A 21,102-nucleotide genomic window follows, 5' to 3' on the forward strand; every position below is an offset into this window, starting at 1 on the left:
TTCTTAATACTTACTACTCTGTTTTTTCGTCAAAAAGGAGTATTATTAATTTAGCAGTAAATGTAGAGAGGGTTGGTCATATGTTGGAAAAACCATTAAAGTGTCCAAACTGCGGCACACATTTTTTCGTTGATGAAGTATTGAATGTTCAGGAGCATCCAAAAGAAGCGATGCCAGTTGAATGTCCCAATTGCCATCATATTTATGAAAAAAGGATTACGAACGGTTACTTCATGACTTTTGAAGATCGAGAGCAAGGAAAATATGAGGAGAAAACGGGGGAATAATCTCTCGTTTTTATTTTGGGTTGCTTTTTTTAACGCACTCCTTAAACTAACTATGGTCTCAGTTCACCCTTTTGTAAGGAACAAAAGAATGGGTGACTGTTGAATAAAATTTAATTTGTAGTGAGAGGAAGACCTTTATGAAAACTTACCAAGAGGATCCTGTGGTACAAAAAAATCGTTGGTGGATTTTAGTTTCGGTGGCAATGTTTACGTTCATGTCTACCTTGGATTCAAGCATCGTCAATATCGCCCTGCCGACTATTTCAAAAGATTTAGCGGTACCAATGAATAAAGCGGAGTGGGTAGTATCGATCTACCTGATGATCGTCTGTGCCTGCTTATTGCTATTCGGAAAAATCGGGGACAGTTTTGGGAAAATTAAAGTTTATCGAATTGGCACGATTGTTTTTACATTGGGTTCTTTGATGTGCGGCTTCAATCATTCGTTAACAATGCTGCTTTTTGGGCGAGTGGTTCAGGGGCTTGGCGCCAGCATGACAATGGCGACCAACACCGGTATCACCACTGAAGTTTTTCCGATGAAAGAGCGAGGAAGGGCTTTAGGAGCAATCGGAGCATTTGTTTCACTAGGTTCAATTGCGGGTCCAGGGATTGGTGGTTTAATCTTGTCGCATTTTTCTTGGTCATATATTTTCTGGATCAACGTGCCGGTTGGGATTTTGACGATCTTAATTGGCGAAAAATTTTTACCAAAAGATCTCACGATGTCCAAAAAGAAAATCGATTGGTTGGGCTTTGTGACCTTTGCGGTGACGATTATGAGCTTCTTTGGGGCGGTTTTTATTGGACAAGAAGTTGGGTATATACATATCTTGCCGCTTAGTTTATTCGTAGTAGCGATCGTATTTTTTGTAAGCTTTATTCAAGTAGAGAAACAAAAAGAAGACCCGCTGCTGGTTTTTAGTATTTTAAGAAATAAAATGTTTACGATGAGCTTGATTACGGCGCTCTTGATTTTTTCCGCAAACTTTTTCGTAAATGTGGTTATGCCTTTTTACCTACAAAATGCCCGCGGATTAACAGCTAGCTATGCTGGCTTATTAATGATGGTCTTTCCTTTTTTGATGGTTATTGGTTCTCCTCTTAGCGGCTATTTGACAGATCAGATAGGTCCGCAAAAATTGGTGTTGATCGGTTTGACGATGTTGTCCGTCACCCAATTCATGTATATTTTTATGAATCAGACAAGTCCGATTCTTTACTATATTTTAGCAACAGCTATCATGGGGATGGGGAACGCGTTATTCCAATCACCGAATAATACGATTGTCATGAGCAGTGTCGAAAAGGAAAATCTTGGGGTTGCTGGCAGTATGAATTCTTTTGCCCGCAATTTGGGGATGGTTATCGGCATCGCCTTATCCACAACGATTCTCTACAGCGGTATGAGTGCTTCTTATGGTCAACGGGTAACGACCTATATTAATGGACGACCAGATATTTTTATCTTTGGTATGCGCGTCACTTTTGTCGCGTCATTACTAATTTGTATCGTCGCTCTAGCTATTTCACTTGTCCGATTTAGAAAAAAGGCTGAAAGTTAAACAGTTAATAGCAGAAAAGAAGTTGATCGTTGTCTTAATGATAACGGTTGACTTCTTTTTTTCAGATTACTCTGTTATACTGATTTTGCTAAGCTGTACTACTATAATAGATAAATTTTATAGCGGGAGGAAATTATGGCGACAAAACATGATCTAATTTTAGAACATATTGAGAATCTGCCGGTGGGAGAACGAATCTCCGTTCGGAGTATTGCTAAAAACTTGCGTGTCAGTGAAGGAACGGCCTATCGTGCCATCAAAGACGCCGAAAATATTGGCTTGGTTTCGACCATTCAACGTGTCGGAACGATTCGGATTGAACGCAAATTGAAAAAAAATATTGAACGACTTACTTTTGGGGAAGTTGTTCGCATCATTGAGGGAGATGTTTTAGGCGGCTCTAATGGACTAGACAAAGATTTGAATAAATTTGTCATCGGAGCGATGACGGAAGAAGCCATGCGGCGTTATATTACACCAGGTTCATTGTTAATCATCGGAAATCGTGAGGGGGCTCAAAAGCTTGCTTTACAAGATGGTGCAGCAGTTCTAATTACAGGTGGATTTGATACAACACCTGAGATTGCAAAGCTTGCGGATGAATTGGCTTTACCCGTTTTAAGTACGACTTATGATTCCTTTACGGTGGCTACGATGATCAATCGTGCATTGAGTGACCAATTGATTAAAAAGGACATTATGCAAGTCAGTGATATTTATATGCCTTTGGAAAAGACGGTCTATTTGCAGGCTGGAGATACTATTGCTAGTTATCATCGTTTGTCAGATAAAACGGGGCATTCGCGTTTTCCGGTTGTCAATAAAAGCATGCGTGTCTTAGGGGTTGTAACGGCGAAGGATGTCTTAGGAAAGGCTGAAAATCAGATGATCGATCGCGTCATGACAAGGGATCCGAATGTTGTGAAGCAGAGTATGAGCGTGGCTTCGGTTAGCCACCAAATGATTTGGGATGGCCTTGAAATGATGCCGGTAGTGAAAGATGATCTTTCTTTAGTGGGGATGGTTAGCCGTCAGGATGTTATGAAGGCGATGCAGCTGGTTCAACGGCAGCCGCAAATGTCTAACACGATTTCTGATCAAATTGTTGGGGATATTATAACAGTTGATACAGATCGGGAGGATAATCTGCTGGAAAATCCTTACTTCAAGTTTGAGGTCACTCCTCAAATGGTCAATAGTGTTGGAACGATTTCCTTTGGCGTGTTAAGCGAGATTGTGGCCAATGTAGCTCAACGAAGTATTTTACTGGATCAGCGGCGCAACACGTTGATTGAGCAAATGAATCTACATTATTTAAGACTGATTCAATTAGAAAGTGAGATTGAAATTCATTCAAAAACACTAGAGCTAGGACGACGCTCAGCAAAGGTCGACTTGGAGGTTTACATTGACAATGTCATCGTGGCCAAAGCAATCGTGGTCTGTCAAGTGATGGAGCGTTCTTAGAAAGAGGAAAAGCATGACAATTACAAAAGAAATTTTAGACATGATCAACCAATATGATCGAATTATTATTCATAGGCATATGCGCCCAGACCCAGATGCTCTTGGTTCACAATGTGGGCTTGCAGAAATTCTACGCGCTTCTTATCCAGAAAAGGAAGTTTATCAGGTCGGCGGACCAGTTGAGGGTTTGTCTTTTCTAGCTGAAATGGATGAAATCCCTGATGATTTATATAAAGGAGCGCTCGTTATCGTTACTGACACAGCGAATGCGCCGCGAATCAGCGATGACCGCTACAAGCTCGGTGAGAAGCTGATCAAGATTGATCATCATCCAAATGATGATCCTTATGGCGATTTACTCTGGGTGAATACAAACGCAAGCAGCTGTAGTGAGATCATTGCGGATTTTGCGTTTGCTGAAGCGTTGGTGATAACAGAGAACGCTGCCCGTTTGTTATATGGCGGCATCGTGGGAGACACGGGGCGCTTCTTGTATCCCGCTACCACTTCGCATACGTTGCAGGTAGCTGCAAAACTATTAGATCACGGCTTTGATGCAGTGAAATTGAATCGCGAGATTGATCAGATCTCACTAGATGTAGCAAAGCTTTCTGGATACCTTTATCAAAACTTGCAGATTGATGAAAATGGCGCCGGCTATGTCTTTTTAGATCAAGCGATTTTAAATAAGTATGGGATAAAAGATTCTGATACTGCGGCACTTGTGCCACTTCCAGGAACGATTGATGTCGTGTTGGCATGGGCCATTTTCGTGGAACAGCCAGAAGGTTATTACCGCGTTCGACTGCGTTCGAAAGGCCCGGTAATCAATGGATTGGCCAAACGCTACCATGGCGGCGGTCATCCATTAGCCAGCGGAGCAAATGCGAAAGACCAAGCAATGTGTCAAGAAATCTATCGTGAAATCCAAGTTTTATGCGAAAATTACAAGAAAAAACAGTTTATTTGAAAAAAGATATTGACAAAAAGGTAACCGGTCTATACAATTCAAAGTGTTAACAAATACTGTTTCATGTGACTAGATTATACTAGGCATGGAAAGAGACGCAAGGAGCTTCCTTGTGCTTCTTTCCATGCCTTTTTATTTGGCCAATAGCTAGTCGGAACAGAAAAAAACTATTCTGCAGAATGAGGACAAGCAATGAAAATCAAAAAGATATTGAATCAAAATGCAGTGTTGGTAGATGATCACGGGGAAGAGAAAATCGCCATCGGCAAAGGATTAGGATTTAATAAGCAACGAAATGATCTGCTTTTTTCTCGCGACATCGAACGGATATTTGTGATGGAACCAGAAGGACAGCAGAAGTTACAGACCTTATTGAATCAAATTGATGAAGCTTATTTCTTTGCAGCAGAAGCCATCATTGATCATGCTGAAACGGTACTGATGGAAAAATTGAATGAGCATATTTTTATCTCGTTGACGGACCATATCGCTTTTGCGGCTCAAAATATTGCGAATGGCATTGTGATCCGCAATAAATTACTGAGTGAGATCGAGATTCTGTATAGTGAGGAATTTGCGATTGCTCAGTGGGCGGTTGATTACCTGAATCGAACACTTGAGATTCCCTACGGTTATGATGAAGCGGGCTACATTGCTATCCATATCCATAGCGCTCGAACAGGGAAGAATAATAATCATGACAGCATTAGAGAGGTCACAATTATTTCTGACGTGATTCATTTAATTGAGAAAGAGTTGGAGATCAATATTCGTTCGCGTGAAATGGCATTGGACTACTCGCGCTTGGCAAATCATTTACGACTATTGCTGCAGCGGTATCAGAATCAGCGTTATGCCGTTTTGGATCAGGACATTATTGAAATGGTAAGAAATAAGTACCCGGAGAGTTATCAGGTTGCAAAGAAGATTCGCGTCTTTTTAATGAAAAATTACCAGCTAGCAATCACTACCGAGGAATTGGGGTATGTTGCTATTCACGTGGAACGATTGCGCAAAATAAAGGAACATAAAGGAGAAGAATAATTTATGAAAGCATATATGCAGCGAATGGGTCGCTCGTTGATGTTACCAGTTGCCGTTTTACCGGCAGCGTCTATTCTCGTCGGTATTGCCAATTGGATGATTGGGATAGGTATCGACAACATCGCAACAACCTTTTTAATTAAGGGTGGTTTAGCAATTTTAGATAATTTAGCATTATTATTTTCAGTCGGTTTAGCGTTAGGAATGTCAAAAGACAAGGATGGTGCAGCAGCTTTAGCGGGACTAGTGGCTTACCTTGTTCCTAAAACGGTTTTGAATCCCGAATCTGTACAAGCGTTATTAGGGATTGACAAACTTGCAGATGTGAATCCAGCCTTTAGCAGCATGGGGAACAATGTTTTTGTCGGGATCATTGCCGGGTTAGTGGCGGCGGAAATGTATAATCGCTTTAGTGATGTAAAGCTTCCAATGGCCTTATCGTTCTTTAGTGGAAAGCGTCTGGTACCGATCATGTCGGCTGTCGGCATGCTGGTCATCTCAGTGCTCTTGTTATTTATCTGGCCGGTAGTCTACAACGTTTTGGTTAGTTTGGGTGAGGGGATTTCTGGCTTAGGCTTTATCGGAGCAGGGCTCTATGGGCTATTCAATCGACTGCTGATCCCAACTGGATTGCACCATGCATTAAATTCAGTATTTTGGTTTGATGTAGCAGGAATCAACGATATCGGAAACTTTTTAGCTGGTCAGCAAGCGATTAATGATGGGTTGGCTATTGTCGGTAAAACAGGGATGTATCAAGCGGGCTTCTTCCCAGTAATGATGTTTGGGTTGCCAGCTGGTGCATTAGCGATCTATCAATGTGCGCGTCCTGAAAAGAAAAAGGTCACGGCTTCCTTAATGATCGCGGCAGCATTTGCTTCTTTCTTTACAGGAGTTACTGAACCGCTTGAATTCTCATTTATGTTTGTTGCTTGGCCGGTGTATGTGTTGCATGCGATTTTCACAGGCTTATCTTTGGCAGTGAGTGCCTTCTTCCATTGGACGGCAGGATTTGCATTTAGTGCAGGATTTGTGGACTATTTCTTATCTTTAAAAAATCCAGTAGCAAATCAACCATTGATGTTAGTCTTGCAAGGCTTGGTCTTTGCGGCCATTTACTATTTCGGTTTCCGTTTTGCGATCACGAAATTCAATCTGATGACTCCAGGACGTGAAGAAGGCGATGGAGAAGAAACGCCAGATATTGATATGGTTGGAGACAGCAAGCATGCTGCGATGGCACAAAAAATTTATGACGCATTAGGCGGAGCTGCAAATGTGCAAGCCATTGATAATTGTACGACACGGTTGCGTTTGCAGCTTAAGGATACTGGCGCTGTCAATGAAAGTCAGATCAAAGCTACCGGTGTACCTGGCGTGAAAGTAATTGATGGGAAAAATATTCAGGTGATTGTCGGAACCGAAGTTCAATTCGTCGCAGATGAAATGAATCGTTTGCATGGGAGCGGCGGGACTGGTCAGGCGATAACTGAGCAACCAATCCTTGAAGAAAAAGCGCCAAAAACACAGGATTTATTTGCAGTAGCTAACGGACGCTTAGTACCGATCACAGAGGTTTCAGATGATGTCTTCTCTGAAAAAATGATGGGTGACGGGTACGCAGTATTACCTACTTCTGGTGAGATCTTTTCCCCAGTTGCAGGAACGATCTCGAATGTTTTCCCTACGAAACATGCGGTAGGGATTACTACCGCATCAGGGATTGAAGTACTCTTGCATATGGGGCTAGACACAGTGGATCTTGGCGGAAAACCGTTTGAACTATTTATTCAAGCTGGCCAGCCTGTAGGTCGTGGACAGCTGATTGCTAAAGTTGATTTAGATGCTGTTCTTAAGGCAGGAAAGAAAACAGATATCATTGTTGCGCTGACAAATATGGACAAGGTGAAGAGTGTTGATCTGTCAGAAGTGAGAGACGTTCAAGCAAATGAAGTTATTGGCGAATTAACAAGTAAATAAACAGCAATAGACCGTGTTGAATTCAACGCGGTCTATCGTTATTTTAAAATGGTTTTTCAGTTTATTTTTCTTGAGTGAAAAAAACCTGTTTTTAGCTTTAAATATTCATATTTTTTTATTTCTATAATAGAAAAAGGTATTTCCGAAAGGGGTTTACAAACTCTGGTTGATGTTATATTATATGCTTGTAAAAAATGAAAGCGCTATTAGCTAGGAGGATAAATGATGGGTGTGCAAAAATTGGCTGAAAGACAGTTGTTTCTGATGAAATCTGAAAGTTTGGAGAAACGGGTACGAGCGTACTATACGGAGACTCGAGATGTGGACGCCTTAATTGAATACGGTGTTGCTATTCTCGTGCGAAATTTTTTCTGTATGGGAGCATTTGCTGGGTTGATTCAGGACTTGATTCAAGAAGCTTATTTATCAGCAGAACCAACAGCTGTCATGCGTCAATATTTGCCGTATTTTGAAAAATATTTTACTGCGGATCAATTGAAAATAGTGATAAAGCGGCTGTTTAATGGTCATTCTAGCTATCTCACACAGACGGAAGAAGCACGTTTAAATAGTGGCTATTTGGCACAAGAAGGGACACTCGATAATCGCGTTGAGGGCCTTGTTTATCGTGTAGAAGCCATCTTTGAAGATAGTATCGGGAAAAAACATCAGTTGACGATTCGCGAGACCGATTCAACCTTTGATGAAGTACAAACGATTCAGGTGTTGACGATATTGACGACCTTGAGTATTTTTGATACTGCCGATGCACGAAAGTATGCGACTTATGTGAGTTATCAAACGTCGGGGAAAATCCTTGCAACAGCTCATAATTCTCGTCAAAAAACAAAAACGGTTCTTGATGAGGAAAAAACAGTAGCTGCCAAACAAGCGCCCCAACAAGAAAAAGCTCCGAAAAAAACGGTCACTGCTACTGATAAGAAGCTGCCACCACAACCGCTCACACCTACTAGAACGGAAGAGGCGTCTACTGTGGATAAAACCACTGCCGTAAAGCAAAAAGAACCAAACCCTACTAATTGGCCGGAAAATAGTAATACAACCAGCAGGACACCAGCGAATACTGAACCGAAGAAACAAGCAGCTGCGAGTAAAGCAAATGAACGACTGCAACAATCGGACACGTCTTATAAACGTCTTGGCAAAAGCAAAGAACAGATTCAGAACAATCGAGAGGGCAAAAAGAAGAAGCATATAGTGGATAGTTTGCTAGGGCGGAAGAAGGATCGAAAAAGGAACAAAAGAAAATGATATTTTTTAAGTGAGGCTGCTCTATTTGTAGGTAACACCAGTGTGCGAATAAGCGAGCTTCGCTGAGCTGACGCCATCCAATACCGGATTTTTTTAGGAAAGACTTTTCAAGTTCCAGACTTTCGGCTAAACTAAGTGTTTAGAGAAAATAAATCTATTGGAGGAAGAGTATGCCAAATTGTCCTATGTGTCAGTCAGAGTACACGTATGAAGATCGCGGCCTATTTGTTTGCCCGGAATGTGGTCACGAGTGGTCTGAAAGCGAAGTTGTGGAAGAAGGATTGGTCGTTAAAGATAGCAATGGCAATCCGTTGCAAGATGGTGACAGTGTGACCGTTATTAAGGATTTGAAGGTCAAGGGTGCTTCTGGCGCCATTAAGCAGGGAACGAAAGTCAAAAATATTCGACTAGTTGAAGGCGATCATAACATTGACTGTAAAGTCGATGGTTTCGGACCTATGAAGTTGAAGTCTGAATTTGTTAAGAAGTTATAAGTTAGAGAGATTTTTAGAGTTGTTTTCATAAAAACTTCACGGCTTTCATGCTAAACTAAGCGTAGGAAACTGTTTGTTTCAAACAGTACAATTATCTTTAATTAGAGGAGAATGTTTATGTATGGGTATGGAACATTTTATAATTTTCTAGATCCCACGTTTCTATTAGTTATTGCCGGACTGGTCATCTCTGGATTTGCTTCTGCTTATGTCAATTCGACGTTCCGTAAATATGATGAGTTCCGCAGCAGTAAAGGCGTGACAGGTACGCAGGCAGCTGAATATATTTTGCGCAGTCAGGGGATCAACGATGTCGGTGTTCAGCAAATTGCCGGGAATTTGACGGATAATTATAATAGCGGGAATAAACTATTGAGTCTGTCTGAAGCCACAGCGCAGTCAACTTCAGTAGCTGCCATTGGTGTAGCGGCGCATGAGTGTGGACATGCCGTACAGGATGCCAAAAACTATTTTCCGTTGAAATTACGAGCGGCGATCGTACCCGTTGCCAATATCGGTTCTACGCTTTCCTTTCCATTGATTATGTTAGGCGTCATTATGAGTTGGAACCAAACATTGATTAATATCGGAATTTTGGCGTTTTCGCTAGCGTTAGTTTTTCAGCTTGTAACCTTACCCGTCGAATTTGATGCTTCACGACGTGCGTTGAGTATCTTACGTGATGGGAATATGTTGGCAGAGGATGAACTAGCAGCTGCCCGGAAAGTTTTAATGGCGGCCGCGCTGACTTATGTCGCAGCAGCCTTGGCAACATTCCTACAACTATTACGGCTGGTCTTGCTTTTTGGTAATCGAAGCCGCGACTAAGAACCGACAATTGTCGGTTCTTTTTTAGTATGCATTTTTTAATAATTGCGCTTTCAATTGTTGGTAGTTCTTATTATTGATATTTTTAAGAGTGTGGTATCATGAAATAAAGGAGCTGATACTATGAAAAGATCGACCAAAGTCAAAATCGGAGTGGGCGTCATTGTTGCGGCCAGTACTGCTACCGCTGTAGTCGCTTCTGGAAAGCTAATTGAAAAGGCTCGTCATGTTTCAAATCGCTGCAAAGTAAAACGTTTTGTGAACGCTAAGTTTGATGGCAGTGAAACACTGCTAGCGATTGTGGATAAACTTTCAGATGAAGATTTGGATAACATCATGAGTATTTTAGACAAGATCAAAAGCGGAAAAAAGCGCGTATCGGTCTATGGTGACTCTATCAAAGATACGACCGAAGATTTGAAGGACCGATTGATGGATTTAGTAGACAAAGTAATGTAAAAAGGTGTGCCAGTGATGGCGCACCTTTTTTTGCTGAAAAAGTTATGCTAAAGTAGATGAATTAGTAATAGAGAAAATTTAAGTGAGGAAAAAATGGAACGTGAAAGTCAGTTAACTGAAGAAGAGAAAATGTATTTTATGCGTGAAGCGATCAATGAGGCGAAGAAGGCTGAAGCGATCGCGGAGGTTCCGATTGGCGCAATTATTGTTCATCAAGGGAAGATTATTGGTCGCGGACACAATTTACGAGAGCATAGTCAGGACGCGACGAGTCATGCAGAGATGTTTGCTATTCGCGAGGCCTGCAGTTATTTAGGTAGTTGGCGTTTAGAGGAGTGTCAGATGTTTGTGACGCTGGAGCCTTGCCCGATGTGCAGCGGAGGAATGATTTTGTCGCGGGTAGAAGAAGTTTATTTTGGGGCTTACGATCCTAAGGGCGGTACTGCAGGAACGTTAATGAATTTATTAACGGATGAACGTTTTAACCATCGCGCGTATGTTGAGGGTGGGATTTTGGAAGCGGAATGCGGAACGTTGCTAACGAATTTTTTTCGTGCGATTCGTGAACGGAAAAAAAAGACTAGCCAAAACGAGTAGAGTTTGTTATACTATTTTTTGCCGAAAGGCAGGACAATGCCGGGCCTGTGAATTGTGTCAGGTCTGGAAGGAAGCAGCACTAAGTAGGATCCGGCATGTGTCTGATATAAATAATATTCCAGCAGACTTTTTGGTCTGCTTTTTCTTTTATCCAAACTGAGGGACTGTGTTAATCGCGGTTCCTTTTTTTCGTAGATTTTTTTGTAATAATCGGATTAATTGAAGCTCGTTTAAAAGAAGCGTAAACTGGGGGTATTAAATCTTGGAGGTGCAATGATGAAGGAGAAGCAAGCGTTTCATATCAACGGCTATATAGGTTTAGTTGGATTGCTTATAGTTTTGGGAATTGGTTTTTGGTCAGTGCTTACTGGTAATACTAAAGAAAGTTTTGGTTTGATCTTTTTAGGTGTTCTTCTTTGGATTGTTGCGGCACTATTTTTAAGTTCTTTAACGATTGTCGGACCAAATAAGGCCAAGGCGGTCTTGTTTTTCGGTAAGTATCTAGGAACGATTAAAGAAAATGGATTGTTCATAACGACTCCTCTAACACGAAAAATCCCCGTATCTTTGAAGGTGAGAAATTTCAATAGTTCGCTTTTAAAAGTCAATGATTCTGATGGGAATCCTGTTGAAATTTCTGCCGTTGTGGTCTTTCGAGTAGTGGATACGGCCAAAGCATTGTTTGATGTGGATTATTACCTAGATTTCGTCGAAATTCAAAGTGAAACAGCGATTCGTCATATCGCAACGCAATATCCGTATGACACGTTTAATGAGGATGATTTAACGTTGCGAGGAAATACGACTGAAGTATCAGAAGAATTAGCTGGAGAATTACAAGAGCGTCTAGCAATGGCGGGTGTTGAGGTGATCGAGACTCGGTTGAACCATTTAGCGTACGCAACTGAAATTGCGAATGCAATGCTGCAACGTCAACAAGCCAAAGCGATCTTGTCTGCGCGTCAAACTATTGTCGAAGGCGCGGTTACGATGACGCAAATGGCACTCGAACAAATCGAAAATGGACAGGACATTCAGTTTACAGATGATCGGAAAGTACAGTTGATCAATAATCTATTGGTTTCAATTATCACCGATAAAGGAACGCAGCCTGTGATAAATACAGGCGATCTTTCAGAAAAATAAGGCGATCAGTTGCCGGTTCCAGTTTAATATTTGTGAAGTTAGAGGTATCGTCTGGCAATGATAATAAAAAAGTTCAAATTTTCATCTTTTAACGAGCAATGTTTAGTATATAGTGAGTATAAGAATGGTTGCATGGTCTATGGCATTAGGCATTAAAACGAAAAAGGAGGAAGGCGAATGAAAAAATTATACATCAAACAGAAGGTTTTTAGTATTGGTGAAAAGTTCACGGTAGTGGATGAGGAGCAACGTTTGAAATATTCGGTCAAAGGCAGCTTTATGAAAATCCCTAAGACATTTAGTATTGAAAATGAACGGGGAAAGGAAATCAGTCGTATCACCAAAAAAACAATTAGTCTTTTACCAAAATTTTTTGTTGAGATCAATGGTGAAGAGGCTATTGAGATATCTAAACAATTGAGTTTCTTTAAAGCAAAGTATTCAATTTCTGCAGAAAATCTGACGGTTAATGGCAACTGGTGGGACATGGATTTTGAAGTATCGCAAAAAGGACGAAAGGTTGCAGAGATAAATAAGCGCTGGATTTCCTGGGGCGATACCTACGAGATTACGATTTTGAATGAAGCATTAGAAGAGTTAATTATTTCACTGGTCATTGCGATTGATTGCGTGAAGGAGGATGAAGCAGCGGCTTCGTCGGCGTCAAGCTAAAGAAGCTGCCGTTATTGATTAAACCATTCAATAACGGCAGCTTCTTTCGTTTTAGAAAAGAGTCATTGCTTGCAGCGACGGATTTTCGATTGCGAGTAATTGCTCTTTGATTTTTAATCCTTCCTCACTGGAACCGGAATAACCAACTAATTTACCATTTTTGCCAATCACTCGATGACAAGGAACAAGGATCGGTAATGGATTGTTACGATTCGCTTGGCCGATGGCCCGAACCGATTTTGGATTTCGAATTTTCTCAGCGATTGTTAGATAGCTACACGTTTCCCCGTAAGGTATCTCCGTCAAAGCTTGCCAAACTTTTTGCTGAAAAGCAGTTCCATAGGCAAAGATATACGGAATATCAAATGCTTTTCGTTCGCCAGCCAAAAATTCTAAGAGCTGATTTTGGGCAGCTTGCAGAATTTCCTGATTGGCAAGCGGATTTTCATCAATCGGGGTATAAGAAATAGTAGTTAAGGCGGCTTGGTCAGCATCCAACCAAATCGTACCGAGAATAGAGTCGAACTTCATACTTTCACCTGCTTTTTTGGCGAACGAGTTCGTTCAGCCTTCTTGAGCTATATGTTACTATAGATGGAACAAGAAGAGTTGGAAAGAGGTAGAATAATGGAAAAAATTATTCTTTTACATACGAACGATCTCCATTCACATTTAGAAAATTGGCCCAAGTTACGTCGGTTTTTACTGAATCGCAAACAGGAAGAAACCGCAGATAAACAAATTATTACTGTGGATCTTGGCGATTTTGTGGATCGTTGGCATCCGCTGACAGAGGCAACCAATGGGCAAGCGAATGTTCAATTGATGAATCAAATTCATTACGATGCGGCAACTATTGGGAACAATGAAGGCGTGGGAAACTCAAAAGCTGAACTGAATCAATTATATGATCTAGCGAACTTCGATATTCTTTTAGATAATCTCTTCGATAAGCAAACCCTGCAGCCGCCAAAATGGGCGCAGCAATCCAAAATTATTACAACCGAACAGGGAACGAAGGTTGGACTATTGGCATTTACGGCTCCGTTTCCACTAACTTATAATCCCAATGGCTGGGACATTCGCCAAGTGATGGAGATTTTACCAGAGCTTGTGTCGGAGCTTCGTCCGAAAGTTGATGTGTTAGTATTGATGAGCCATTTGGGAATTAGTGTCGATCGACAGATTGCACGGGAATTGCCTTCTATTGATGTCATTTTGGGATCTCATACGCATCATTTATTTGAAAAGGGTGAAAAAATTGGCAATGTTCAATTGGCAGCGGCTGGAAAATACGGTTATTATGTTGGCGAAGTGCATGTGACGGTTGATGAGAACCATCATATCCAGAAAACCACGGCGCGTACCTTTCCCACTGAGAAGATGCTGGAGTTGCCAGAGGATCAGGAAGAAATTGATGAGTATCTAGCAGAAGGACATCGATTATTGGCGGACAAAAAAATTGCTGCGATTCCGTTTACTATGAGCACTAGTTTACAAACCGATCATCCAATGATCAATTATACGTTGGCTGCGGTAAAAGAAGCAGCGCAGACTGAGGCGGCTGTATTGAATTCAGGATTATTCTTAACCGATGTACCTGCTGGAATTGTTGATCAGGATCAGTTGCATAGAGCGCTGCCGCATCCGATGCATTTAATCAAGGTGACGCTGGATGGGAATAATCTGATTCGGTTGATTTTAGAAATGGAAAAGAATCGCCATTTCTTAATCAACTTTCCGGTGGTAGGGATGGGCTTTCGTGGCAAAATTTTCGGTCATCTAGTGTACGATGGGATCGAATACGATCGAGTCAACCATCAGGTTCGCTGGTTAGGAGAGTTGGTCAAACCAGAGCAAAATTATACGCTGGCGACTGTTGATCATTATATGTTTGTTCCATTCTTTCCGACGATCGAGATTGCAGGTCACTATGAATTTTTATTTCCGGATTTTATTCGCAGTGTTTTAGGGGACTATCTCCACACTCACTATCCAATCAAATAAAAACAAGGTATAATAGCAAAAGGTGGTGAAACGATGGCAAAAGAAAAAAGAGACAACAAAGAACAAAAAAATAACCCCGAAAAAACAGTCACTGAAGAATTGACTGAGGTCCTAGATGAAATCGTTGAGACCCCCGCTGAAGAAAAGAAAAAGGGTGAAACTGTCGTATTTGTTGATGATAGTAACCTTTTGATTGGTGAACGCCAATACCGCTTAGCTAGAAATTATCGTGAAGGCTTTGATGCCGAACGTTTAGGTGAACGCTTTAGTGAGGTCTTGACACGTTATGATTATATAGTTGGTGACTGGGGGTATGACCAGTTGCGGCTAAAAGGCTTTTTCCGCGAAGATGATCGGAAAAGCTTACCGGAGCAACGGATTGACACATTAGAAGATTATTTGTATGAGTACTGCAATTTTGGTTGTGCTTATTTTGTCTTGGAGCGGACAGGCGGCAAACGCCAACAAACTCGAAAAAAACGTAAGCGGAAGCGTAAGGATAAACCACAAGCCTACGTGGAGGAGAAAAAAGTTCCAGTAACAAACAAACCAAAGAAAAAACCAATAATCAAAAACCGTCAGCCGAAAAAAGAGACGCCGACAAAAACGAAAGAAAAAGACGGACGCTTCGTGATCCGTCAAAGGGAAGAGTAATAGAATGTACAAAGGATATTTGATTGACTTAGATGGAACGATCTATCGCGGAAGCGAACCGATCCCGGCTGGACGGCGCTTTGTCGAACAACTTCAAGCACGTCAGATTCCATTTTTATTTTTAACCAACAATACGACAAAAACGCCAGAAACAGTTGCGCAGCGATTGGCAAATGAATTTTCGATTCATGTTGGATCAGAAACGGTTTACACTGCGACACTTGCGACGATTGATTATATGAATGATGCCAATAAAGGTAAGAAGGTTTATATCATCGGTGAACCAGGCTTGATCGAACCGATTTTAGCAGCGGGATATGTTTGGGATGAAGAAAATCCTGATTATGTTGTGATTGGTTTAGATACAGATGTTACCTATGAGAAATTTGTGGTTGCAACATTGGCGATTCAAAAAGGTGCGACCTTTATTGGAACGAACCCTGATAAAAATATCCCCACAGAACGTGGCTTGCTTCCTGGAGCTGGGGCAGTAATTGCGATGCTGGAAGCTTCTACGCAACAAAAAGCGATTTATATCGGTAAGCCTGAAGCGATTATTATGGATAAAGCTGTGGAAATCTTAGGATTAGAAAAATCAGAGGTCTTGATGGTGGGCGATAATTACACGACTGATATCTTAGCAGGGATCAATAATGGGATTGATTCACTCTTAGTCTTGTCAGGCTTTACTCAGAAGGCAGATGTACCAACTTTACCTATACCGCCGACTTATTTAGTGGACTCGTTAGATGAATGGCATTTCAATGAAATATAAGTGGCTAGAACGGATTGGGCTGGTTTGCTTATTAATAACTTTGTTGACGCTGGCGATTACACTGACGATCAACGCTCGTTGGCTCTATCAGTTTGATATCGGGCATTTGGACTTGCTGGATTACACGTCACTTTCTGAAAAAGAGCTGCTGCATAACTTCGATCAATTAATGCGCTATTTGAATCTGCCATGGGTAGACACGCTTAAAATGACGGACTTTCCTGTCTCGTCTAGCGGTGCATTGCACTTTTATGAAGTAAAAAGATTGTTCCTGGTAAATTATGGCTTACTAGTAGTGACCGTTGTACCCAGTATTCTCTATGTACGTCAGTTAATGAAACAAGAGTGTTTGTGGAAGCTGATCCAACCGTTTCGGATTGCAGTCGTTGTGCCAATTGTGATTGCGTTTTTGATGGCAGTGAATTTCGATCGCTTCTTCGTGATGTTCCACGGTGTCTTCTTTAATAATGATGCGTGGATTTTTAATCCAGCGACGGACCCGATCATTAATGTGTTGCCAGAGACATTTTTTCTGCATTGCTTCATTCTATTTTTTGTCTTACTAGAGATTTTCTATCTATTACCGATTTATTTTGGCAAAAGGGCATTAAAAAAAGAGCGTTAAGCTCTTTTTTTGTTGGCTTTATTTAACGATGGAATCTAATTTGCGAGGATGTTCATGTGCTAGGCGACTAGCAGCTGATGCGGCGATTGCTCCTACAAGATCATCCAAAAAAGTATGAACATGCACACCATCGTGCTCGTTAAGCTTTTTCAGGATTCCAGGTTTCACTTTATCGATATAGCCATAGTTCGTGAAACCGATCGAACCATAAACGTTAACGATCGACAAAGCCATGATTTCATCAATTCCATAAAGCCCTTCATCCTCTTCAAGGATATTTTGTAATGGATAATCCAGCTTTTTTTGTTCGGCTAATTTATCCAGTTCGATGCCGGTAATAATGGCGTTGTGTACCTCACGCTTAGTCAATACACGATTTACACTGTGAATACACAATTCAATATCTAATTTTTCAATATAATCCTTTTGTAAAAAGAATACTAAGTCCGCGATATCTCGGATAGTAACCCCGCGTTCTTCTAAGAGCTCGCGTGCTTTTTGTTCAAGAGCGGTTGTTTCGAATACCATAACGTACCTCCTTTTGTAATCTAATGAGATGATTTTTGAACAGGAATCCCTTCATCCTTTTATCATTGCGGGAATAGACTAGTGCTGTGTCCAGGTTGTGTTCGATTTTTAGGATTTACATAATGCAACGCATTATTGACAGCAGTTGGAGCTTCTCCCATCCCAGTCGCAATTAATTTTACCTTTCCGTCATAGGTAGCGATGTCCCCACACGCATAGACACCTGGAATTGATGTGCGCATATCTGATTCAACAAGAATTGCCTGACGCGTACTTTCCAATCCCCAAGATTTTAGATGATCCAAAGAAGAGGAGAATCCATAATTGACGATCAAGTAATCTACGTTTAAGGTAATTGTCTCATCACTTTTTGCCTTTTGTAAAGTCAAATCTTCTAAATCTTGTTTTCCATGAAGTCCTTTAAGAATGTAGGGCGTATAGATATTCACAGAAGAGTCTCTTAGTTTCTGGACACTATGCTCGTGTCCGCGGAAATTATCGCGACGATGGATGATTGACACTTCAGATGCGATTGGTTCCAGCATTAATGCCCAGTCAATGGCAGAGTCCCCGCCACCTGCAATAGCGACTTTTTTTCCTGCATATTTCATTAAGTCATTGATATAATAATCAATCCCATGATTTTCAAATGTATCGGCATCCTCAATCATCAAACGTCTGGGCTGGAAAGAGCCGCTTCCAATTGCAAGAACAACCGATTTTGTATAATGAGTATCCTTATTGGTTACCAATTCAAGGTAATCGTCGTGTTGTTTTAACTCCAAAACCTCTTCTTCCAAGCAATAGGTGTGGGAGAAAGTTCGCAACTGCTTTTCTAAATTTCCTACCAAATCCGCTGCTTTTACGATTGGGAATCCGGGAATATCGTAAATATTTTTTTCGGGGTATAAAGTCGTCAATTGTCCGCCTAGTTGGGGTAAACTATCGATTAGCTTTGTTTTTGCTTGACGTATCCCTGCATAAAACGCTGCAAACATTCCGACTGGCCCTGCGCCTACAATGGTTATATCAAAAATTTCCATATCAACACCCTTTCTTTCCATCGATTGTAACAAATAAATGAGAGAGACAGAAACGCTTGGCTTGCAGAGGTGGCAAAACCAAAAAAGTTTGTTATGATGGACACAGCAAAAAAATAAAGGAGGACATTGATGTGACTCAATTTCCACAATTAAACTTAGCAGAAGAAAAAGGTCCTAAAGCGACAATCAAAACAAATATGGGGGATATTACTCTTCAATTATTCCCGGAAGAAGCACCAAAAACAGTTAAAAACTTTATTGAATTAGCGAAGAAGGGGTATTACGACGGCGTAATTTTCCACCGTGTCATTCCTGATTTTATGATCCAAGGTGGAGACCCAACCGGTACTGGTATGGGCGGTGAAAGTATTTACGGTGAAAAATTTGAAGATGAATTTTCACGTAACTTATTCAATTTGCGTGGTGCATTATCCATGGCCAATGCTGGACCAAACTCAAATGGCAGTCAATTCTTTATTGTGAACAACCAAAATGTTCCTGCCAACATGATGGCTCAATTGGAGGAAGCTGGCTTCCCTGGTGAAATCGTGGAAACTTACAAACAAGGAGGAACACCTTGGTTGGATTTCCGTCATACGGTTTTCGGACACGTTGTTGAAGGCATGGATGTTGTTGATAGCATCGGCGCAGTAAAACGTGGAGCCCAAGACAAACCGGTTCACGATGTCGTAATCGAGTCAATCGAAATCACTGAATAAGATATAGGAAAAAGGTCCTAAGCTGGAAACATCAAGCTTAGGACCTTTTTATAATCTATTTAAGTTAAAGCCGACACAATTCGGTTTAACCCATCTTCCAAAACTACTTGCGGGCAGGCGATATTCAAGCGCATGTGCTGCTTACCGCTAGGTCCATAGCTAACCCCCGTATTTAAAACGACCTTCCCTTTATGGACAAGCCGATCCTCTAATTCCTTATCTGAAAGTCCGTAGGCTGAAAAATCCAACCATAATAAGTAGGTTCCTTCAGGCTTCATGATCTTTGCTTTAGGCAGATGCTCTTGGAAAAATTCTATGGTGTAGCGGATGTTCGATTGAAGATAGGCTAATAACTTCGCTAGCCAGTCCTCTCCGGTTTCATAAGCTGCTGCCATGCCGACTAAACCAAAGGTATTGATTTCCTGTTGGAAATTTTCTGCTTGTTTACGTGTTAGTTGCTTACGCAGCTTCTCATTTTTTACAAAGACGACTGAATTTTTGATTCCTGCCAAATTAAAGGTCTTAGTCATCGAAGTGAATTGGATGCTAAAATCACTGAAATCTTTACCTGCATTAAAGAAAGAAGTCATTTCATTTGGTGAGAACACCAAGTCTTGATGAATTTCATCGCTTAACACAAGTACTTGATGTTTTTTGCAAAGTGCTCCTAATTGTTCCAGCTCTTCTTTTGACCAAACACGTCCGCCAGGGTTATGAGGGTTACACAAAATCATAGCTTTTACCTGTTTTTGTTTAAATTTTTCCTCCATGTCGGCTAAGTCCATCAAAAAACGCCCATTTTCTTCAATTAACTGACTACGTACCAATTGACGTCGGTTAGTAGTAATGATATTAGCGAAAGGAGGATAGACTGGATCGTGAATTAAGATCGTATCGTTTGGTTTAGTGAATGCTTGGACAGCAGTATTGATTCCAGCTAAGACACCAGAGAAGAAAAGGATATCCTCTTTTTCAATAGAAAGGTTAAAATGTTCCAGCTCCCATTTAATGATGGCGGTGTAAAGATTGTCGGGTATATCGCTATAACCCAAGATACCATGATCCACTAAAGCTTGATAGGCTTTCAAAACACCCTCAGGCGCTTTAAAGTCCATGTCAGCGATCCATAAAGGCAACAGCTCCTTCTCGTTATAGGTTTTGAGGATCGTATCCCATTTGATACTGTTGGAGCCCATGCGATCAATTGGTTGTTCGAAATCTGTCATTTGTCTTCCTCCTGCTTATAAACTTCAATTTCAATGATAAATACAGTATAATGGATCATGCGAAGAGAGGGAAATGAATGAGATATAAAATTGGAGACATTGTTGAAGGTCAAGTTACAGGTATCCAGCCATATGGTGCATTCATCTCATTAGATGATCAGACACAAGGATTGGTTCATATATCGGAAGTACAATCTGGATATACTAAAAATATTCACAGCATTCTGGAAGTCGGGCAAGTAGTAAAAGTTCAAGTTATCGACATAGATGAGTACACAAAAAAAATCAGTTTATCATTACGAACTCTAGCAGAACATCCTGCTGAGGTTCCGTACCACAGGAAACGCTACTTTACTAATCGTAATAAAAGTATTGGTTTCCGCTCCTTAGAAAAAAATATGCCCTGTTGGACGGATGAAGCGATTGATTTTCTGTTGAAAGAACGAACTGAAAATTAATTTCTATTTTATGCAAAGAATATCTTTTTTTCTGAAAACATGATACAATGATTGCGATTTACGATTAGCTCTTGCAGAGGTGAAAATTGTGACAAAACAAGTGTCAGGAACAATCATGTTGCATTTAGAAGATGGATCGAAGCGTTTTTTAGTTCACGAAATAGGAAAAGAGAAAGAATTTGCTCGCACTGATACCAAAGCCGAAAACACCGTTTTAGCTAGTTTTTTGAATTTCTTGAAAGCCACACTACATATTAATGTTAATGATATTCGGCTAGTCGAATTA

The 21,102-nt window shown here is 40.9% G+C and carries 24 protein-coding genes and 1 other RNA gene (1 of these 25 only partly in view); 21 read left to right on the forward strand and 4 right to left on the reverse strand.

Features of this window, described 5'->3' with window-relative positions; genetic code table 11:
* Positions 1 to 80 precede the first annotated feature (80 nt).
* The 14 genes from IGI44_RS03305 to IGI44_RS03370 all read left to right on the forward strand — a co-directional run bounded on the left by IGI44_RS03305 (position 81) and on the right by IGI44_RS03370 (position 12,781).
* Positions 81 to 287 carry an MJ0042-type zinc finger domain-containing protein gene (locus IGI44_RS03305; RefSeq protein ID WP_438786390.1) on the forward strand — a complete coding sequence of 69 codons (207 nt, stop codon included), beginning with the start codon at positions 81 to 83 and terminating at the stop codon, positions 285 to 287.
* A gap of 137 nt (positions 288 to 424) precedes the next feature.
* Positions 425 to 1,852, forward strand: coding sequence for an MFS transporter (locus IGI44_RS03310; protein ID WP_438786392.1), 1,428 nt, complete (start codon positions 425 to 427; stop codon positions 1,850 to 1,852).
* Positions 1,853 to 1,987: 135 nt separating this feature from the next.
* Positions 1,988 to 3,319, forward strand: coding sequence for a DRTGG domain-containing protein (locus IGI44_RS03315; RefSeq protein ID WP_438786394.1), 1,332 nt, complete (start codon positions 1,988 to 1,990; stop codon positions 3,317 to 3,319).
* Positions 3,320 to 3,332: 13 nt separating this feature from the next.
* Complete coding sequence (locus IGI44_RS03320) at positions 3,333 to 4,289, forward strand: DHH family phosphoesterase (protein WP_438786395.1); 957 nt, start codon at positions 3,333 to 3,335, stop codon at positions 4,287 to 4,289.
* 192 nt (positions 4,290 to 4,481) lie between these two features.
* Positions 4,482 to 5,333, forward strand: coding sequence for a PRD domain-containing protein (locus IGI44_RS03325; RefSeq protein WP_438786397.1), 852 nt, complete (start codon positions 4,482 to 4,484; stop codon positions 5,331 to 5,333).
* Positions 5,334 to 5,336: 3 nt separating this feature from the next.
* On the forward strand, positions 5,337 to 7,313 hold the full coding sequence (gene nagE, locus IGI44_RS03330) for an N-acetylglucosamine-specific PTS transporter subunit IIBC (protein WP_438786398.1): 1,977 nt from the start codon (positions 5,337 to 5,339) through the stop codon (positions 7,311 to 7,313).
* A 222-nt stretch (positions 7,314 to 7,535) separates the two neighbouring features.
* Positions 7,536 to 8,585: a hypothetical protein gene (locus IGI44_RS03335; RefSeq protein WP_438786399.1), complete on the forward strand. Its 1,050-nt coding sequence runs from the start codon at positions 7,536 to 7,538 to the stop codon at positions 8,583 to 8,585.
* A 170-nt stretch (positions 8,586 to 8,755) separates the two neighbouring features.
* On the forward strand, positions 8,756 to 9,079 hold the full coding sequence (locus tag IGI44_RS03340) for a zinc ribbon domain-containing protein YjdM (RefSeq protein ID WP_438786400.1): 324 nt from the start codon (positions 8,756 to 8,758) through the stop codon (positions 9,077 to 9,079).
* Positions 9,080 to 9,196: 117 nt separating this feature from the next.
* On the forward strand, positions 9,197 to 9,907 hold the full coding sequence (locus IGI44_RS03345; protein ID WP_438786401.1) for a zinc metallopeptidase: 711 nt from the start codon (positions 9,197 to 9,199) through the stop codon (positions 9,905 to 9,907).
* 123 nt (positions 9,908 to 10,030) lie between these two features.
* Positions 10,031 to 10,366: a hypothetical protein gene (locus IGI44_RS03350; protein ID WP_016179811.1), complete on the forward strand. Its 336-nt coding sequence runs from the start codon at positions 10,031 to 10,033 to the stop codon at positions 10,364 to 10,366.
* 93 nt (positions 10,367 to 10,459) lie between these two features.
* On the forward strand, positions 10,460 to 10,963 hold the full coding sequence (tadA, locus tag IGI44_RS03355; RefSeq protein ID WP_438786402.1) for a tRNA adenosine(34) deaminase TadA: 504 nt from the start codon (positions 10,460 to 10,462) through the stop codon (positions 10,961 to 10,963).
* Between the two features lie 26 nt (positions 10,964 to 10,989).
* An RNA gene (gene ffs / locus IGI44_RS03360) (signal recognition particle sRNA small type) lies at positions 10,990 to 11,073 on the forward strand.
* A gap of 166 nt (positions 11,074 to 11,239) precedes the next feature.
* The gene (locus IGI44_RS03365) at positions 11,240 to 12,109 is read left to right on the forward strand and encodes an SPFH domain-containing protein (protein ID WP_438788907.1); all 870 of its coding nucleotides are present in this window, start codon (positions 11,240 to 11,242) and stop codon (positions 12,107 to 12,109) included.
* Between the two features lie 177 nt (positions 12,110 to 12,286).
* On the forward strand, positions 12,287 to 12,781 hold the full coding sequence (locus IGI44_RS03370) for an LURP-one-related/scramblase family protein (RefSeq protein WP_438786404.1): 495 nt from the start codon (positions 12,287 to 12,289) through the stop codon (positions 12,779 to 12,781).
* Between the two features lie 51 nt (positions 12,782 to 12,832).
* Here the strand turns inward: IGI44_RS03370 and IGI44_RS03375 are convergent, their stop codons facing one another.
* Positions 12,833 to 13,312 carry a methylated-DNA--[protein]-cysteine S-methyltransferase gene (locus tag IGI44_RS03375; RefSeq protein WP_438786406.1) on the reverse strand — a complete coding sequence of 160 codons (480 nt, stop codon included), beginning with the start codon at positions 13,310 to 13,312 and terminating at the stop codon, positions 12,833 to 12,835.
* 96 nt (positions 13,313 to 13,408) lie between these two features.
* Between IGI44_RS03375 and IGI44_RS03380 the strand changes: the two genes are divergently transcribed.
* The 4 genes from IGI44_RS03380 to IGI44_RS03395 are packed head-to-tail and all read left to right on the forward strand — an operon-like array spanning position 13,409 to position 16,842.
* Entirely contained in the window at positions 13,409 to 14,788 is a 1,380-nt protein-coding gene (locus tag IGI44_RS03380) for a bifunctional metallophosphatase/5'-nucleotidase (RefSeq protein WP_438786407.1), read from the forward strand.
* A gap of 33 nt (positions 14,789 to 14,821) precedes the next feature.
* A complete protein-coding gene (locus tag IGI44_RS03385; RefSeq protein ID WP_438786408.1) occupies positions 14,822 to 15,442 on the forward strand; it encodes a YutD family protein in 621 nt (206 codons plus the stop codon).
* A gap of 4 nt (positions 15,443 to 15,446) precedes the next feature.
* Complete coding sequence (locus IGI44_RS03390) at positions 15,447 to 16,217, forward strand: TIGR01457 family HAD-type hydrolase (protein ID WP_438786409.1); 771 nt, start codon at positions 15,447 to 15,449, stop codon at positions 16,215 to 16,217.
* Positions 16,207 to 16,842 carry a TIGR01906 family membrane protein gene (locus tag IGI44_RS03395; protein WP_438786410.1) on the forward strand — a complete coding sequence of 212 codons (636 nt, stop codon included), beginning with the start codon at positions 16,207 to 16,209 and terminating at the stop codon, positions 16,840 to 16,842. The genes IGI44_RS03390 and IGI44_RS03395 overlap by 11 nt, the downstream gene beginning before the upstream one ends.
* Before the next feature lie 18 nt (positions 16,843 to 16,860).
* Here IGI44_RS03395 and IGI44_RS03400 read toward each other — a convergent pair whose 3' ends face one another.
* Positions 16,861 to 17,370: a phosphatidylglycerophosphatase A family protein gene (locus IGI44_RS03400; RefSeq protein WP_016179821.1), complete on the reverse strand. Its 510-nt coding sequence runs from the start codon at positions 17,368 to 17,370 to the stop codon at positions 16,861 to 16,863.
* Between the two features lie 62 nt (positions 17,371 to 17,432).
* On the reverse strand, positions 17,433 to 18,413 hold the full coding sequence (locus tag IGI44_RS03405) for an NAD(P)/FAD-dependent oxidoreductase (protein WP_438786412.1): 981 nt from the start codon (positions 18,411 to 18,413) through the stop codon (positions 17,433 to 17,435).
* A gap of 131 nt (positions 18,414 to 18,544) precedes the next feature.
* On the opposite strand from IGI44_RS03405, the gene IGI44_RS03410 reads away from it, so the two are divergent.
* Positions 18,545 to 19,132 (forward strand): peptidylprolyl isomerase, encoded by a 588-nt coding sequence (locus IGI44_RS03410; protein WP_438786414.1) that lies wholly within the window; start codon positions 18,545 to 18,547, stop codon positions 19,130 to 19,132.
* 59 nt (positions 19,133 to 19,191) lie between these two features.
* On the opposite strand, the gene IGI44_RS03415 is transcribed toward IGI44_RS03410, so the two are convergent.
* On the reverse strand, positions 19,192 to 20,358 hold the full coding sequence (locus IGI44_RS03415; protein ID WP_438786415.1) for a MalY/PatB family protein: 1,167 nt from the start codon (positions 20,356 to 20,358) through the stop codon (positions 19,192 to 19,194).
* Between the two features lie 77 nt (positions 20,359 to 20,435).
* On the opposite strand from IGI44_RS03415, the gene IGI44_RS03420 reads away from it, so the two are divergent.
* On the forward strand, positions 20,436 to 20,816 hold the full coding sequence (locus IGI44_RS03420) for a CvfD/Ygs/GSP13 family RNA-binding post-transcriptional regulator (protein WP_438786417.1): 381 nt from the start codon (positions 20,436 to 20,438) through the stop codon (positions 20,814 to 20,816).
* 85 nt (positions 20,817 to 20,901) lie between these two features.
* Positions 20,902 to 21,102, forward strand: partial view of a hypothetical protein gene (locus IGI44_RS03425; protein ID WP_367397961.1) — the 5' portion only. It continues 162 nt past the right edge of the window; only the first 201 of its 363 coding nucleotides appear in the window; it begins with the start codon at positions 20,902 to 20,904; its stop codon lies off the right edge, out of view.

The sequence above is a fragment of the Enterococcus sp. DIV0756 genome, from assembly GCF_051710745.1.
In the GTDB taxonomy this organism is placed as follows: Bacteria; Bacillota; Bacilli; order Lactobacillales; family Enterococcaceae; genus Enterococcus_A.

What these genes read in the sequence shown, in the direction of transcription:
- IGI44_RS03305 (WP_438786390.1), top strand. Translation starts at nt 81, where the DNA reads ATGTTGGAAAAACCATTAAAGTGTCCAAACTGCGGCACACATTTTTTC.
- IGI44_RS03310 (WP_438786392.1), top strand. Translation starts at nt 425, where the DNA reads ATGAAAACTTACCAAGAGGATCCTGTGGTACAAAAAAATCGTTGGTGG.
- IGI44_RS03315 (WP_438786394.1), top strand. Translation starts at nt 1,988, where the DNA reads ATGGCGACAAAACATGATCTAATTTTAGAACATATTGAGAATCTGCCG.
- IGI44_RS03320 (WP_438786395.1), top strand. Translation starts at nt 3,333, where the DNA reads ATGACAATTACAAAAGAAATTTTAGACATGATCAACCAATATGATCGA.
- IGI44_RS03325 (WP_438786397.1), top strand. Translation starts at nt 4,482, where the DNA reads ATGAAAATCAAAAAGATATTGAATCAAAATGCAGTGTTGGTAGATGAT.
- nagE (WP_438786398.1), top strand. Translation starts at nt 5,337, where the DNA reads ATGAAAGCATATATGCAGCGAATGGGTCGCTCGTTGATGTTACCAGTT.
- IGI44_RS03335 (WP_438786399.1), top strand. Translation starts at nt 7,536, where the DNA reads ATGATGGGTGTGCAAAAATTGGCTGAAAGACAGTTGTTTCTGATGAAA.
- IGI44_RS03340 (WP_438786400.1), top strand. Translation starts at nt 8,756, where the DNA reads ATGCCAAATTGTCCTATGTGTCAGTCAGAGTACACGTATGAAGATCGC.
- IGI44_RS03345 (WP_438786401.1), top strand. Translation starts at nt 9,197, where the DNA reads ATGTATGGGTATGGAACATTTTATAATTTTCTAGATCCCACGTTTCTA.
- IGI44_RS03350 (WP_016179811.1), top strand. Translation starts at nt 10,031, where the DNA reads ATGAAAAGATCGACCAAAGTCAAAATCGGAGTGGGCGTCATTGTTGCG.
- tadA (WP_438786402.1), top strand. Translation starts at nt 10,460, where the DNA reads ATGGAACGTGAAAGTCAGTTAACTGAAGAAGAGAAAATGTATTTTATG.
- IGI44_RS03365 (WP_438788907.1), top strand. Translation starts at nt 11,240, where the DNA reads ATGAAGGAGAAGCAAGCGTTTCATATCAACGGCTATATAGGTTTAGTT.
- IGI44_RS03370 (WP_438786404.1), top strand. Translation starts at nt 12,287, where the DNA reads ATGAAAAAATTATACATCAAACAGAAGGTTTTTAGTATTGGTGAAAAG.
- IGI44_RS03375 (WP_438786406.1), bottom strand. Translation starts at nt 13,312, where the DNA reads ATGAAGTTCGACTCTATTCTCGGTACGATTTGGTTGGATGCTGACCAA.
- IGI44_RS03380 (WP_438786407.1), top strand. Translation starts at nt 13,409, where the DNA reads ATGGAAAAAATTATTCTTTTACATACGAACGATCTCCATTCACATTTA.
- IGI44_RS03385 (WP_438786408.1), top strand. Translation starts at nt 14,822, where the DNA reads ATGGCAAAAGAAAAAAGAGACAACAAAGAACAAAAAAATAACCCCGAA.
- IGI44_RS03390 (WP_438786409.1), top strand. Translation starts at nt 15,447, where the DNA reads ATGTACAAAGGATATTTGATTGACTTAGATGGAACGATCTATCGCGGA.
- IGI44_RS03395 (WP_438786410.1), top strand. Translation starts at nt 16,207, where the DNA reads ATGAAATATAAGTGGCTAGAACGGATTGGGCTGGTTTGCTTATTAATA.
- IGI44_RS03400 (WP_016179821.1), bottom strand. Translation starts at nt 17,370, where the DNA reads ATGGTATTCGAAACAACCGCTCTTGAACAAAAAGCACGCGAGCTCTTA.
- IGI44_RS03405 (WP_438786412.1), bottom strand. Translation starts at nt 18,413, where the DNA reads ATGGAAATTTTTGATATAACCATTGTAGGCGCAGGGCCAGTCGGAATG.
- IGI44_RS03415 (WP_438786415.1), bottom strand. Translation starts at nt 20,358, where the DNA reads ATGACAGATTTCGAACAACCAATTGATCGCATGGGCTCCAACAGTATC.
- IGI44_RS03420 (WP_438786417.1), top strand. Translation starts at nt 20,436, where the DNA reads ATGAGATATAAAATTGGAGACATTGTTGAAGGTCAAGTTACAGGTATC.